The sequence below is a fragment of the Nocardia sp. NPDC056064 genome (assembly GCF_042266925.1).
GTDB lineage: Bacteria > Actinomycetota > Actinomycetes > Mycobacteriales > Mycobacteriaceae > Nocardia.
Genome location: NZ_JBHJWO010000001.1, coordinates 634,338 through 647,505 on the forward strand (window position 1 = coordinate 634,338; position 13,168 = coordinate 647,505).

Here is a 13,168-nt window from a genome sequence, read left to right on the forward strand (position 1 = left end):
GTCTGTTTTCAGTGTGGCGTGTGGAGGTTCGATCGATGAGGTGCCGTAGCGCGGTGTCGGTGGTGGCGGCGATGGTCGTCGCGATGGGTCCGGCGGTGGCCGGTGCGGCGCACGCCGAGGGGCCGGGTGTCACCGTGTCGAACCGGGCCATCGCCATCGACGGGTCCCGCGCCGAGGTCGTCTCGGTCGCCGGGCGCCAGGTGACGGTGCGGATCCATTCCGCCGCCATGGGCCGCGACGTCTCGGTGAAGGTGCAGCGCCCCGCCGACGCCTCGGTGCCGCGTCCCGCGCTGTATCTGGTCAACGGCGCGGGCGGCGGCGAGGACACCGCCACCTGGGAACACAACACCGATGTGGTGGACTTCCTGGCGACCAAGAACGTCAATGTCGTGATGCCGATCGGCGGGGCGTGGAGCTACTACACCGACTGGCGCGAACCCGATCCCACTCTCGGCGTGAACAAGTGGCGCACCTTCTTCCTCGACGAACTGCCCACCCTGATCGACGCCATGTTCCACACCACCGGCCGCAATGCCATCGCCGCCAACTCGATGACGGTCACCTCGGTGCTGCAGCTGGCCATCGCCAAGCCCGGCCTGTTCCGCTCGGTCGCCGCCTACAGCGGGTGCGCGCAGATCAGCGATCCGGTGGGCAGGCAGTTCGTGAACGTGGTCGTCGGGACCGGCGGTGGTGACGCCTCGAACATGTACGGCCCGCCCGGCGATCCCGCCTGGGCCGCCAACGATCCCGTGGTCAATGCCGAGGGCCTGCGCGGCACCAAGCTCTACATCTCCAACGGCAACGGTCTGCCCGGCGAGTACGACAAGCTCGGCGACCCGCACCTGATCACCTGGGGTCCGGTCGGCCTGGCCAATCAGATCGTGGTGGGCGGGGTGATCGAGGCGGCCACCAACTGGTGCACCCAGAACCTGCAGGATCGTCTCGCCGAACTCGACATCCCGGCCACCTTCGACCTGTCCACCCAGGGCACCCATTCGTGGGGCTACTGGCAGAAGGCGTTCAAGAACTCCTGGCCGCTGCTGGCCGAGGGCATGGAGATGCCCGCCTGATCAGTCCAGTTCGAACAGCCGTGCCGCATTGTCGTGGAACACCTTGCGCAGCCAGTCCGGGCCGAGGTCGAGCCGTTCCAGCGCGGTGATCGCCTCGGCGTACGGGTAGGGGATGTTGGGGAAATCGCTGCCGAACAGGATGCGGTCGCCGAAGCGCACCAGGCGCTCGCGTTCGGCGGGCGGGAACGGGGCACCGCCCTCGCTGAAGTCGGTCCAGACCATGGTGGTGTCGAGGAACAGGTCCGGGTACCGCTCGGCCAGGTCGAGGAATTCGGTGTACTCGGGCGTGCCCATGTGCGCGATGATCAGCCGCAGCGACGGATGGCGGCGCAGCAGTTCGGCGATCGGGGCGGGGCCGGTGAATTCGCCGGGGGCGGGCCCGGATCCGCAATGGATGACGATCGGTGTGCGCGACTCGGCCAGGATCGCCCACACCGGGTCCAGCAGCGGATCGAGCGGGGAGAAGGCGCCGACCTGGATGTGCACCTTGAAGACCCGCGCACCCCGGTCCAGCGCCTCGCGGACGTAGTCCGGCGCCGACGGTTCGGGATAGAACGTGGCCGTGTGCAGGCAGTCGGGGGTGCGGGCGGCGAACTCGGCGGTCCACTCGTTGAGCCAGGCACCCATGTCGGGCTTGTGCGGGTAGACCAGTGAGGTGAACGCGCGAACGCCGAACTCGCGCAAGGTCTTCAGCCGGACCTGCTCGTCGTCGCGGTAGGTGATCGGCCACGGCCGGCCGGTGAGCGGGCCCGCCGCGTCGAAGTAGGCCCACACCTTGCGCATCACCTGGTCGGGCATGAAATGGGTGTGCACGTCCACGATCGCGGGCAGGTCCAGGCGCCGGCGGAAGTCGGCGAGATAGGTGGCGGTGTCGACGGTCATGCGGGCTCCTGGCTCAGGCGGCGGGCCAGGGCGCCGACGCGGGTGACGAGACGGTCGAAGAAGGCGGCCGGGTCGGTGCCGATCACGATGTCGGCATTGGGTTCCCGGCCCCACATGCCCGCCCAGTCGGCCACGGTGGTGGCCCGGGTGAGCGTGCCGGTGAGCTCGACGTCGACGGTCGCGGGGCGGGTGACGGCCAGCCCGGGGTCCAGCGCGACGGCGGCGGCGAACGGATCGTGCATGTGCGCCAGATAGCCCAGGTCGTAGAGATGGTGGAAATCGAAATAGAAGCGGACCGCGTCGGTGAGATAGCGCAGCACCGGATCGGTGGCCGCCGAACGCCATTCGGGCGGATGGGTGTGCCCCACCGGCTCGAGCGGCAGGCTGCCCGCGGCCTGCGCCAGCGCCACCAGGTGCTCGGGCCGCATCTCGATGGTCTCGGTGATGTCGAGCGCGCACACCAGCGGCCGCCGGTCGGCCGGTGCCGCCGAGAAGGCGTCGAACACCTCCTTGGCGGCTTCCGGGTCGACGTGGATGTTCCACTCGTTGGTCGGGGTCGTATTGCCCGGATGGTTGAACGCGCCGCCCATGACGACCAGGCGGCGCAGCAGCCGGGGGAGTTCGGGTTCCAGGCGCAGGGCCAGCGCGAGATTGGTCAGCGGGCCGGTGCACAGGCCGATCACCTCCCCGGGCGACTCCCGCACCGTCGCCACCCAGAGTTCGGCCGCCGTGTGTGCCGAGAGCGGGCGCTCGGAGGCGGGCAGTTCGGCATAGCCCAGACCCTGCGGGCCGTGCGTGTCCTCGGTGGTGCGCAGCGGGATCTCCAGCGGCCCGGCCGCGCCGAGAGCCACCTTGATCTGCGGTGCCCGCCCCAGATCCAGGATGGCCAGGGTGTTCGCCGCGACCTGCGCCGTGGGCACATTGCCCGCCGTCGCCGCGATGCCGACGATGCGCGCCTCGGGCGAGGCCAGCAGGTAGAGCAGGGCCAGGGAGTCGTCGATGCCGGTGTCGACGTCGAGGAAGATCTTCTGGGGCACGCACCGAGGGTAGCCGGGCGGACCCGGCCACCCGCCCGGGGTGATCAGTAGGTGGGCAGGGCGAAGTCCTCGGTGTGGCCGAAGAAGATCTTCTTGGTCAGCGGACGCATCGGCCGCGACATCATGACCCGCACGTTCACCTTCGCCAGCGCGGCCATGAGCCGGGTGTTGGGCAGCATCGTCTTGATGCTGCCACCGGGGATCTGCTTGGCCTTGTCCAGGAACGGGGTGATCGCGGCCTGGTAGCGCTGCTGCGCACCGGCCAGATCCCCGGGGGTGGCGGCGATCTCGGCGGCCAGGACGTAGGCGCCGACGATGGCCATGGCCGTGCCCATGCCGGTCAGCGGGGAGCCGCAGTAGCCCGCGTCACCGATGAGGGTGACCCGGCCCGCCGACAGTTCCGGCACGTCCACGCGGGCCACCTCGTCGAAGTAGAAGTCGGTGGCCGTCTCCATGGCCGCCAGGATCTCCGGTGCGCGCCAGCCCGCGTCGGCCAGCTTCGCGCGGATCAGCGCCTTCTGCGCGCCGGTGTCGCGGCGCAGGGCCGGATCGACCTCGGTGCGGAAGGTCATGATGGCCTTGCTGGTGGCCGGGTCGCCGTCGGGCCGGATGCCGATCATCGTGCCGGGAAGCATCCGCATCTGGAACCAGCCCGGTTCGATGCCGTCGGGGCTGGGCATGGTGAAGAACGCGCCGTAGCCACCGAGATTGGTGCTGAACTGCTCCTCGGGGCCGAAGACGAGCCTGCGGGTGGCCGAGTGCACGCCGTCGGCGCCGATCACCAGGTCGAAGCGTTCGGTGCCGCCGCCGGCGAAGGTGACGGTGGCGCCGGTGCCGTCCTGCTCGATGTGCTCGATCCATTCGCCGTAGCGGTAGTCGAGCAGGCCGGTGTCGGCGGCGGCCACCGCGTCGAGCAGTACCTGGTTGAGATCGCCGCGGGTGATCTCGATGTCGGCGACGATGCCCGCGCCGTCGAAGTCCTCCATCGCCATCCGCGCGTACGGCTCGCCGTCGTCGCCGATGTAGGACATCCCGCGCTCGTCGAGCTGGTGCTTCGCGATGGCGTCGAGCAGGCCCATCCGCTCGGCCGCGTCCTTGCTGGGCCCGCGCAGGTCCACCGCCTGGCCGCCCGGGCGGGGGGCTGTGGCCCGCTCGACCACCGTGGTGCGGATACCGCTGCGCAGCAACTGGAGTGCGACCGCGTTGCCCGCGATCCCGCCGCCGGAGACCAGGACGTGCAGGGAGGTGGTGGTCATGATGTGTTCCCATCTGATGAACGAATGTCTTAGACATATGTCTAACACACGGCTGGCACGAATGTCTAGAACAAATGTCTAAGACGCTCGGGTAGGGTGGTGACCATGGGTAATCGAGAAGATCTCCTGGCCGGCGCGCGCAAAGTGATCCTGGAGCGCGGCGTGGCCAAGGCGACCGCGCGCGACATCGCCGCGGCGGCGGGCGTGAGCCTGGCCGCCATCGGCTACCACTTCGGGTCGAAGGACCGGCTCGTCACCGAGGCGCTCGCCGACGCGCTCGGCACCGCCATGGGTGACGGCATGGACGCGCTGATCGCCGCGGGCGCCGGGACGTCACCGCTGGCCGGATTCACCACACTGTGGAACGGGATGCCCGAGGTCTTCGCGGGCAACCACGAGGCGATGCTGGCCAGCCTGGAGAACATCGTGCGGATCGTGCGCTCGGAGGAGGCGCGCGCCCAGCTGGGCGATCAGCTCGGCGGCGCGGTCGCCGACATCGCCGCCTCGGTCCGGGCCGCGCATCCCGAACTCGACGAGCACCAGGCCACCGCCCTCGGTCAGCTGTATTTCGCGTTGGTCCAGGGGCTGGGCGTGCTCTGGCTGCTGACGCCGGGGGAGGGGCCCGACGGAGATCAGCTGGCTACGGCGGTGCGGGCGCTCGCGGGCAACTGAACGCCTGCGCGATGTGGGTTGGATCCGCGTCGGCTGGTCAGTGGCGGTGGTCCGCGGCGTCGATCCAGTACGGCTGCGCGGACCCGTAAGGCGGTGCGGGCCAGCGGTAATCGTCGTAGCCGAGCAGTGCGGGTGCCGCCGTTGTCGTCATCGCGTGTGTGATGGTCGCCGAGGCGGACGGCGCGGCCGGTGCGGGGTGGTCGGGCTCGCGTCCACCGGCACCCAGCAGCCAGGACGCGGTGCGGGCCAGCGAGACGCGGACGGTGCGGCCGAGCCCGTCGCCGGAACGCGCCGCCAGCGCGTCGAGCACGCCCGCGGCGAGCAGATAACCGGAGCCGTGGTCGAGCGCTTGCGCGGGCAGCGCGCCGGGACGATCCGTGTCGCCCTCGATGAGCGAGATCCCGGCTGCCGCTTGAACGATGCTGTCGAACCCGCGCCGCTCACCCCACGGCCCGGCGGCGCCCCAGGCCGACACCGAGGCCACGATCAGTCCGGGGCGCCCGGCCGCGCGGACCCCGGCCCTGGCGAGCGCGCCCGGCCGGTACCCCGTGACCAGCACATCCGCGGCGTCGAGCAGGGTCTCGAATCCCGCGAGATCGGTGCGCAGATCCAGCAGCGTCGACCGCTTGCCCTGGCAGGTGTCGAGGAACTGCCAGTCGATCTCGGGTAGCCGGGGCGGATCGACGCGCAGGACATCGGCGCCGAGCAGGGCCAGGGTGCGGGTGGCGACCGGGCCCGCGAGAACCCGCGTCAGGTCGAGCACTCGCAGACCGCGCAGCGGCAGCGGGGATTCCGGAGTGTGGCGTTCGGTCCAGGAGCCGGGTGACGGCCCGACTGCCGGGTCGCGGTGTTCGATCGCGACGAGCGCGCCGCTCGCGGCCGCCCGGCCCATCGGGCTTTCGGCCCACTCGTCCTCGGTTCGCAGCCGCACGGCGATGGCACCGGCTTCCGCCGCGGCCGCCTCGACCTCCGCCGCCGCCGAGGTGCGCAGCCGCGCGCGAGCCTGCTCGGCGGTCGCGTCGGCGGGCAGCTCGAGTACCGCAGCCAGCCGGTCGCGGTGGTGGGGATAGTTGGCGTGGGTGCGCACCCAGCCGTCGGCGGTCGGGAAGAACCCGGAGAGCGGGGCGAAGACCTGGGGTGCGGTGTCGTGGTGGCGGAACAGCCGCTCGCTGGAGAACGCCGCGGCGATCCGGTCGGGATCGAGCCGGATCGGCACACTCGCCTGACCTCGCGTCGCGCGCAAGCGGTTCGCAGCCGCCTGCAGCGCGCCGACCGAACCCGCGGCCAGTGCCCAGACCGGTAGCGTGGCGGCGAGCCGGGCGCCGGGACCTGGCCCGTCGGGCAGGTCCGACGCGGGCACGCCCAGCCCGGCCTCGTAGGCGTGCAGAAGGTCTCGCGCGGCGGTCACCCCGACCAGCCTAGCGACCGCGACAACGGGTGAGGAGTGTGAGGTGGGCGTGAATACCGCTGCCGGGGAATGGGTTCGGGTGCTGCGGCCGGAGCCCGCGCCGCACCGGCGACTGGTGTGCTTCCCGCCGGGCGGCGGATCGGCCCCGTACTACCGGACACTGAGCGCGCGCCTCGGGCCCGGCGCCGAGGTGAGCGCGGTGCAGTACCCCGGCCGCCAGGACCGGCTCGGCGCCCCGCTCGTCACCGACCTGCACGAACTGGCCGACCACATCGCCGCGGCCCTGCTCGCCCAGCCGGGTCCGGCACGGGTGCTGTTCGGCCACAGCATGGGTGCCACGGTGGCCTACGAGACGGCCCTGCGCCTCGACGCCGCCGGGCAACCGCCGCACGCGCTGATCGTCTCCGGGCGACCCGCGCCCGCCTACGAAGAAACCGGCACCCTGCACCGGGCCGATGACGCCGTGCTCATCGACGATCTGGAACGCCTCGCCACCGACCCGGCGTCGGTGGCCGTCCTGCGCGCCGAACCGGGCCTCGCCGAACTGGTACTGCCCGCGCTGCGCGCCGACTATCAGGCGGTGGAAACCTACCGGCAGCGTCCGGCACCGGCCCTGCGCTGCCCGGTCCTCGCCCTGATCTCCACCGCGGACCCGACCACCACGGTGGCCCAGGCCCAACAGTGGGCCCAGGTGACCGACGGCGACTTCACCCTGCGGACCTTCCCCGGCGGGCACTTCTACCTCGACGACCAGCCCGGCGCGGTGGCCGAGGCGATCACACCGCACCTGAGCTGATCCGGCGCTGCCGGTGGTGCAGGCGCGCGTACCCGATCCACGACGCCAGCACCGCCGTCGCGGCGAGCAGCCGGACCAGACCGAGCGCGCTGTCGGGATAGATCACCCCGGTCAGGTAGTGGTCGATGAACCCCGCCGCGGGCAGTTCCGACACTGCGGCCTGCCTGCGCGCCCAGTTCTCGGCGTGGGTCAGCGGGCAGTCGAAGCCGATCAGAATGGTGCCGAACCCCCAGGCCACGGCGATCGCGTGCGCGCCGATCGTGCGCGGCCACCGCCACGCCAGGAAACCACCGGCGACCACGTACGCGATGAACGCGACGTGGGTGACGGCGATCAGATCGGCCAACACCCGGTACGGCACCTGTTCAGGATATGTGTGCCGTCACCGACCGGAATCATGATCGACATTCCGGTTCGGCATCGCTTGGATCGCGGGTCACCAGGGCGAGGGCCGGTAATCCTTCAGGAAACAGCCGTACAGGTCGACGCCGTTCTCGCCCTGCACGATCGGGTCGTAGACGCGGGCCGCGCCGTCGACGAGATCGAGCGGGGCGTGGAAGCCCTCCTCGGCCAGGCGCATCTTGGTGTAGTGCGGGCGCTCGTCGGTGATCCAGCCGGTGTCGACGGCGGTCATCAGGATCGAGTCGGCCTCGAACATCTCCAGCGCGCTGGTGCGGGTGAGCATGTTCAGCGCGGCCTTGGCCATATTGGTGTGCGGGTGGCCCGGACCCTTGTAGCCGCGGCCGAACTGGCCCTCCATCGCCGAGACGTTCACCACGTACTTGCGCTTGCCCGCCGCCGCGGCCATCGCCGGCCGCAGCCGCGAGACCAGGATGAACGGCGCGACCGAGTTGCACAGCTGCACCTCGAGCAGTTCGGTGGCCTCCACCTCGCCGACGGTCTGCACCCAGCTGTTGGTGTGCGCCAGGTCCGGGACCAGCCCGCCCGCGTCGATCGCCACGCCGCGCGCGATGCGCTCGGGCGTCGCCGACCCCGCGACCAGGGCCAGTTCGGCCACGTCACCGGCCGACAGCGACGGGGTCAGCGAGGCGGTCAGCGCGGTCGGATGCGCCTGCATCGTCTTGCCGAAGGTGACCATCTCGGGCAGCGTGCCCGCGGGCAGCGGCGCGGTCTCGGCGTCGACCAGGGCGCTGTAGGCGCCCGCCGAGCGGCGCACGGTCTGGGCGGCGTTGTTGATCAGGATGTCCAGGGGGCCCTGGGCGGCTACATCGTCGGCCAGGGCGACCACCTGCGCGGGATCACGCAGATCGATGCCGACGATCCGCAGCCGGTGCAGCCAGTCGGCGCTGTCCTCCATGGCGGCGAAGCGGCGGATGGCGTCGTTGGGGAAGCGGGTGGTGATGGTGGTGTGCGCGCCGTCGCGCAGCAGGCGCAACGCGATGTACATGCCGATCTTGGCGCGGCCGCCGGTGAGCAGGGCGCGCTTGCCGGTGAGGTCGGTGCGCGCGTCGCGCTTGGCGTGGCTCGATGCCGCGCACTCGGGGCACAGCTGGTGGTAGAACGCGTCGACCTGGGTGTAGCGCTGCTTGCAGATGTAGCAGGGGCGCGGCTTGAGCAGTGTGCCCGCGCTCGCGCCGGTGGTGGCCGAGCTGATCGGGATGCCCGCGGTCTCGTCGTCGATGCGCTGCGGTGAGCCGGTCGCGGTGGCGGCGATCACGGCGCGATCGGCGCTGGCGACCTGCTCGCGCGCCTCGATGCGGCGCCGCTGCTTGAGCTTTTTGAACATGTGCCCGACGGCGCGCTGCACCGCGATCGAGTCAGGGTGTTCCTTCTCCAGGTGTCCGGCCTGTTCCAGCACCCGCAAACAGGTCGCCAACTCGTCCGGATCGATCGTCTTCTCGGTCATCGGGGACTGCGGCATTCCTTCGTGCGGGGGCGTGGGCGCCCTCTATTGTCGCATTGGCCGCGTGCCGTACCCGCTGGGTATCGTGGTCTGCCGCTGCCGCAACCGCGCGGCACCCCGACGAACGCGACGGAGCAGCCCGATTTCCCCGCTGGATACCGACACCGCAGACGCGCCACGCAGGCGCAGGCTCGAACCCGACGAGCGCCGCGCGCAGATCCTGGCCTGTGCCATCGACATGTTCGGCGAACGCCCCTACGCGGCGGTGTCGACCGCGGAACTCGCGCAGCGCGCCGGTGTCGCGCGCGGCCTGATCAACCACTATTTCGGCAACAAGCGTGACCTGTATCTGGCCGTGGTGCGCCGCATGGTGACCCTGCCGCGCGCGGAGAAGGTCTCGATCCCGCAGGGCACCCCGCGCGAACGGGTCGACTCGATCGTGGGCTGGCTGCTCGACACCATCGCCGAGCACGGCACCACCTGGGTGAAGGTGACCAGCCACGAAGGCGTCGGTGACGACCCGGAGGTCCAGCAGATCCTCGACCAGGCCGACGACGCCGCCGCCGAACGCATGCTGATGATGATCGGCCGTGCCGATATGGCAGACGATGCACGTTTGCGCGCACTGATCCTCGCCTACGCGGGCATGGTGAAGGTCGCCGGTCGTGAGTGGATCACCCGCGGCACGCTGACCAGGGAGCAGGTGCACCGGCTGCTGGCCGACACCCTGCTCACCGTGATGACCGAGACGATGCCGGTGGTGCGCGGCTAGCCGTCGTGCCCGCGCGTCGGCGGCATCTCGATGTCGCGGACGCTGTAGCGCTGCGGTCCGCGATGACCGGGAGCGTGCCCGCTGCGGCCGTAGGCCACTTCGATGTGCTGTTCGCGGCGGTGCTCGAACAGCAGTGCCCCGGCCCCGCCGAGCAGGAACACCGCGGTCCCGATCGCGCCGACCACGGCCCAGCCGATATTGCCGGAGCCCGCGGCGACGAGCGTGCACGCCAGGCCGACGACGCCGATCGCGCACGCGATGATGCCGGGCACGTTGTAGTCGTCGGCGAGCAGATCGCCCGCCTGCGCGTGCCAGGCCCGCTGGTCTGCCGAAGGGGTGCTGCCGGACATGGGGTCCTCCTCGCGATCTCGGGCTGCGCGCCGGTCCCCCTGATGACCAGCATGGACCCGTACCCGCTGGTCGGGCAAAGGGGTTTGCCGGTTCGTTACCCGGGTCGATGTCTGTCGAGCCGGTGGTGTGCCCGCGCTGACACATTTGCCGGTTGTGCTGAACTCACCGATCACCAGTCCTTATCCTCGTCGCGTAACCCGGCGTCGCGAGCGGGCTCGTTCGCGTGGCCGGGGACAGATTTCGACAGAGGGACCCGGGGTTGATGGCACGGTACGAGCAATGGGACGACGACCCCGAGGAGGACGTGGACGATCGCCGGTGGAACGGCCAGCGCTGGCCGCACGCGAGCACCGACGACGGCCACGGGGGACGGGCGGCCGACCAGCCCCGGGTGAACCCGTACGCCATGGTGGCGCTGGCGGCCGCGCTGGTGCTGCTGTTCCCGATCGCCATCGTGTTCGGGCTGCTGTCGTTCGGGCATCCGCGCGGACGCGGGATCGCCGTGCTGGCGCTGCTGCTCGGCATCGCTGAGGTCGCCGCGGTGGCGACGGTGGGGCTGGCCGTGTACGGGGGCTTCGAGGTCTCGCTGCCCAACCTCGCCCAGTCCACCGCGACGACGACGGCACCGACACCGGTGGTCTCGGCACACGGCACGCCCGCGGCGACCGGTGCGGTGCCCGCGGTGGTGCCGAGCCCGGCGGCCAACAGCGTGGTCCTGAAGGGCACGCCGTGCGCGGCCGAGCAGGCGGGCCTGCTCGGGGTTTCCGCCGACGGCGCGACGCTGCTGTGCCTGCGCTCGGGTGACACCCACAGCTGGTCGGGCCCGTTCCGGGTCTCCGGCGCGTACTACGAGGCGGGCGCGCGCTGCGATCCGTCGGTGGACAAGTCCGGCCGCACCGCCGACGACCACGCACTGGTGTGCGAGGGCAAGGCGGGCAGCGGCAGCTGGGTGCCCTGGACGACCGAATAGCTCAGTCGGACTTCTTGGCCCGGCTGGGCTGCACCCGCGGGGGTTCGTTGGGCATCTTCGGATACTGCGGCGGCCACGGCGCGTCCATCAGGCCACCGGCCAGGTCGCGCTCGGACATCTCCAGCAGCGGGGCGATCGACTGCGGTGGGCGGTCGGCCCACGGGTCGCCACGTTCGGCCAGGCGCGCGGGCACCGTCGCGAGGGTGAGTTCGTCGGGCACCACGGTGTCGAGTTCGGCCCAGTCGATCGGCGTCGAGACCTGCCCGCCGACCTTCGGCCGCACCGACCACGCGCCGAACACCGTCTTGTGCGGGGCGTTCTGGTTGAAGTCCACGAACACCCGCGACCCGCGTTGCTCCTTCCACCACTGCGCGGTGATCTCCTCGGGATAGCGCCGCTCGAGCTCGCGCGCCATGGCCACCGCCGCGGCGCGCACCTCGTAGCCGTCCCAGCGGGGTTCGAGCGCGGCGTAGATGTGCAGACCGCGTGAGCCGGAGGTCTTCACCCGGCTCTCGATGCCGAGTTCGGCCAGCAGCTCGCGGGTGCGCACCGCGGCGAGGCGCAGATCGTCGAAGCCGATGCCGGGGGAGGGATCGAGGTCGATCCGCAGTTCGTCGGCGATCCGCAGGTCGGGCACGTGGTTGGGCCACACGTGGAAGCCCAGGCAGCCCTGGTTCACCGCCCAGAGCACGTGCGCGAGATCGTGGGCGACCAGGGCGTCGCTGGTGGTGCCGTTGGGGGTGGACACCTCCACCGTCCGCAGCCAGTCCGGCGCGGACTTGGGCACCCGCTTCTGGAACCACGACTTACCCGAGGCGCCGTCGGGATAGCGCTCCAGCAGCAGCGGGCGGTTCCCGATCACCGCGAGCAACGGCCCGGCCACGGCCTGGTAGTAGCGGACCAGGTCGAGCTTGGTCTCCCCGCGCTTGCTGAAGTACACCTTGTCCGGATGACTGATCGACAGCGTGCGGCCGTCGACCTCGATCTCCACCGCGGCGCTCACCGGTGCGCTCCGAAGATCGCGTCGAGTTCGGCCGGGGCGACCTCGTCGAGCTGGGCGTAGGTACACGACTCGGGGGTGCGGTCGGCGCGGAAGCGGACCAGCCTGCCGCCGTGACGGAACCGCCCCGACTGCACGTGCTCGTAGCGCACCTCGGCGACCAGCTCCGGGCGCAACGCCACCCACGACAGATCCTTGCCGCCGGACCAGCGACTCAGCCCGCCGGGCATCTTGCCACCGGCCTCGGCCTGGGCGACCGCGTCGGCCCAGTCGCGCCACGGATGATTCTCCAGCGCGTTGTCCCGCAGCGGCGCGAGTTCACCCAGCAGTTCGCGGCGGCGCGCGGCGGTGAAACTCGAGGCGACCCCCACGTGGTGCAGGTTGCCCTCGTCGTCGAAGAGCCCCAGCAGCAGCGAGCCCACGCCCTCGCCGTCCTTGTGCATCCGGTACCCGGCGACCACGCAGTCGGCGGTGCGCTCGTGCTTGACCTTGAGCATCACCCGCTTGTCCTGCAGATACGGCAGGTCGTCGGCCTTGGCCATCACCCCGTCGAAACCGGCACCCTCGAACCGGGTGAACCAGTCCTGGGCGATGTCGGGGTCGTGGGTGATCGGGGTGAGGTGGATGCGCCCCGGCGCGGCGTCGAGCAGCGATTCCAGGGCGCGTCGGCGCTCGGTGAACGGGGCGGTGGTGAGGTCGCGGTCGTCGAGGGCGAGCAGGTCGAAGGCGACGAAACTGGCCGGTGTCTCCGCGGCCAGTTTCCGCACCCGCGACGCCGCCGGATGCAGGCGCTGCTGCAGGGTGTCGAAGTCCAGGCCCTGGTCGGTGACGACGACGATCTCCCCGTCGACGACACAGCGCGGCGGAAGTGCGGCTTTCAGCAACTCGGCCAGCTCGGGGAAGTACCGGGTGAGCGGGCGGTCGTTGCGCGAGCCGAGTTCGATCTCGTCGCCATCGCGGAACACGATGCAGCGGAACCCGTCCCATTTGGGCTCGTAGCTCAGGCCGGGATCGCGGGGCAGCGACGGCGTGGACTTGGCCAGCATGGGGCGCACTGGCGGCAGCACCGGTAGATCCATCGATCCTCCTC

The 13,168-nt window shown here is 71.0% G+C and carries 14 protein-coding genes; 5 read left to right on the forward strand and 9 right to left on the reverse strand.

Annotated elements, in window-relative coordinates; translation table 11 throughout:
* Positions 1-35: 35 nt before the first annotated feature.
* A complete protein-coding gene (locus ACFC06_RS02880; protein WP_375927218.1) occupies positions 36-1,070 on the forward strand; it encodes an alpha/beta hydrolase in 1,035 nt (344 codons plus the stop codon).
* On the opposite strand, the gene ACFC06_RS02885 is transcribed toward ACFC06_RS02880, so the two are convergent.
* Genes ACFC06_RS02885 through ACFC06_RS02895 form a run of 3 tightly spaced genes read right to left on the reverse strand, consistent with a single transcriptional unit; the run spans position 1,071 to position 4,245 of the window.
* Positions 1,071-1,952 carry an amidohydrolase family protein gene (locus tag ACFC06_RS02885; RefSeq protein WP_375927220.1) on the reverse strand — a complete coding sequence of 294 codons (882 nt, stop codon included), beginning with the start codon at positions 1,950-1,952 and terminating at the stop codon, positions 1,071-1,073.
* Positions 1,949-2,989, reverse strand: a complete 1,041-nt coding sequence (locus ACFC06_RS02890) for a nucleoside hydrolase (protein ID WP_375927222.1) — start codon at positions 2,987-2,989, stop codon at positions 1,949-1,951. Before ACFC06_RS02890 ends, ACFC06_RS02885 begins: the two co-directional genes overlap by 4 nt.
* Before the next feature lie 44 nt (positions 2,990-3,033).
* Positions 3,034-4,245, reverse strand: a complete 1,212-nt coding sequence (locus ACFC06_RS02895; RefSeq protein ID WP_375927224.1) for an FAD-dependent monooxygenase — start codon at positions 4,243-4,245, stop codon at positions 3,034-3,036.
* A gap of 105 nt (positions 4,246-4,350) precedes the next feature.
* Between ACFC06_RS02895 and ACFC06_RS02900 the strand changes: the two genes are divergently transcribed.
* Positions 4,351-4,917, forward strand: a complete 567-nt coding sequence (locus ACFC06_RS02900) for a TetR family transcriptional regulator (RefSeq protein ID WP_375927226.1) — start codon at positions 4,351-4,353, stop codon at positions 4,915-4,917.
* Between the two features lie 37 nt (positions 4,918-4,954).
* On the opposite strand, the gene ACFC06_RS02905 is transcribed toward ACFC06_RS02900, so the two are convergent.
* Positions 4,955-6,325, reverse strand: a complete 1,371-nt coding sequence (locus tag ACFC06_RS02905; protein WP_375927228.1) for a CoA transferase — start codon at positions 6,323-6,325, stop codon at positions 4,955-4,957.
* A gap of 43 nt (positions 6,326-6,368) precedes the next feature.
* Between ACFC06_RS02905 and ACFC06_RS02910 the strand changes: the two genes are divergently transcribed.
* Positions 6,369-7,121 carry a thioesterase II family protein gene (locus tag ACFC06_RS02910; RefSeq protein WP_375927230.1) on the forward strand — a complete coding sequence of 251 codons (753 nt, stop codon included), beginning with the start codon at positions 6,369-6,371 and terminating at the stop codon, positions 7,119-7,121.
* Here the strand turns inward: ACFC06_RS02910 and ACFC06_RS02915 are convergent.
* Both ACFC06_RS02915 and ACFC06_RS02920 read right to left on the reverse strand, forming a co-directional pair.
* Positions 7,102-7,482: a DUF2784 domain-containing protein gene (locus ACFC06_RS02915; protein WP_375927232.1), complete on the reverse strand. Its 381-nt coding sequence runs from the start codon at positions 7,480-7,482 to the stop codon at positions 7,102-7,104. The two genes, ACFC06_RS02910 and ACFC06_RS02915, sit on opposite strands and share 20 nt — an antisense overlap.
* A 75-nt stretch (positions 7,483-7,557) precedes the next feature.
* Entirely contained in the window at positions 7,558-8,988 is a 1,431-nt protein-coding gene (locus tag ACFC06_RS02920; protein WP_375927234.1) for an SDR family NAD(P)-dependent oxidoreductase, read from the reverse strand.
* A 139-nt stretch (positions 8,989-9,127) separates the two neighbouring features.
* Between ACFC06_RS02920 and ACFC06_RS02925 the strand changes: the two genes are divergently transcribed.
* Positions 9,128-9,757, forward strand: coding sequence for a TetR/AcrR family transcriptional regulator (locus tag ACFC06_RS02925; protein WP_375935165.1), 630 nt, complete (start codon positions 9,128-9,130; stop codon positions 9,755-9,757).
* Here ACFC06_RS02925 and ACFC06_RS02930 read toward each other — a convergent pair.
* On the reverse strand, positions 9,754-10,107 hold the full coding sequence (locus tag ACFC06_RS02930) for a hypothetical protein (protein ID WP_375927236.1): 354 nt from the start codon (positions 10,105-10,107) through the stop codon (positions 9,754-9,756). The genes ACFC06_RS02925 and ACFC06_RS02930 overlap by 4 nt on opposite strands.
* A 263-nt stretch (positions 10,108-10,370) precedes the next feature.
* On the opposite strand from ACFC06_RS02930, the gene ACFC06_RS02935 reads away from it, so the two are divergent.
* Positions 10,371-11,078, forward strand: a complete 708-nt coding sequence (locus tag ACFC06_RS02935) for a hypothetical protein (protein ID WP_375927237.1) — start codon at positions 10,371-10,373, stop codon at positions 11,076-11,078.
* Between the two features lies 1 nt (position 11,079).
* Here ACFC06_RS02935 and ligD read toward each other — a convergent pair whose 3' ends face one another.
* Entirely contained in the window at positions 11,080-12,081 is a 1,002-nt protein-coding gene (ligD, locus tag ACFC06_RS02940; protein ID WP_375927239.1) for a non-homologous end-joining DNA ligase, read from the reverse strand.
* Positions 12,078-13,157 carry an ATP-dependent DNA ligase gene (locus ACFC06_RS02945; RefSeq protein WP_375927241.1) on the reverse strand — a complete coding sequence of 360 codons (1,080 nt, stop codon included), beginning with the start codon at positions 13,155-13,157 and terminating at the stop codon, positions 12,078-12,080. The genes ligD and ACFC06_RS02945 overlap by 4 nt, the downstream gene beginning before the upstream one ends.
* Positions 13,158-13,168 lie beyond the last annotated feature (11 nt).

Coding starts and splice junctions, on each gene's coding strand:
- ACFC06_RS02900 (WP_375927226.1), top strand. CDS start 4,351: ATGGGTAATCGAGAAGATCTCCTGGCCGGCGCGCGCAAAGTGATCCTG.
- ACFC06_RS02880 (WP_375927218.1), top strand. CDS start 36: ATGAGGTGCCGTAGCGCGGTGTCGGTGGTGGCGGCGATGGTCGTCGCG.
- ACFC06_RS02930 (WP_375927236.1), bottom strand. CDS start 10,107: ATGTCCGGCAGCACCCCTTCGGCAGACCAGCGGGCCTGGCACGCGCAG.
- ACFC06_RS02945 (WP_375927241.1), bottom strand. CDS start 13,157: ATGGATCTACCGGTGCTGCCGCCAGTGCGCCCCATGCTGGCCAAGTCC.
- ACFC06_RS02935 (WP_375927237.1), top strand. CDS start 10,371: ATGGCACGGTACGAGCAATGGGACGACGACCCCGAGGAGGACGTGGAC.
- ACFC06_RS02885 (WP_375927220.1), bottom strand. CDS start 1,952: ATGACCGTCGACACCGCCACCTATCTCGCCGACTTCCGCCGGCGCCTG.
- ACFC06_RS02895 (WP_375927224.1), bottom strand. CDS start 4,245: ATGACCACCACCTCCCTGCACGTCCTGGTCTCCGGCGGCGGGATCGCG.
- ACFC06_RS02920 (WP_375927234.1), bottom strand. CDS start 8,988: ATGACCGAGAAGACGATCGATCCGGACGAGTTGGCGACCTGTTTGCGG.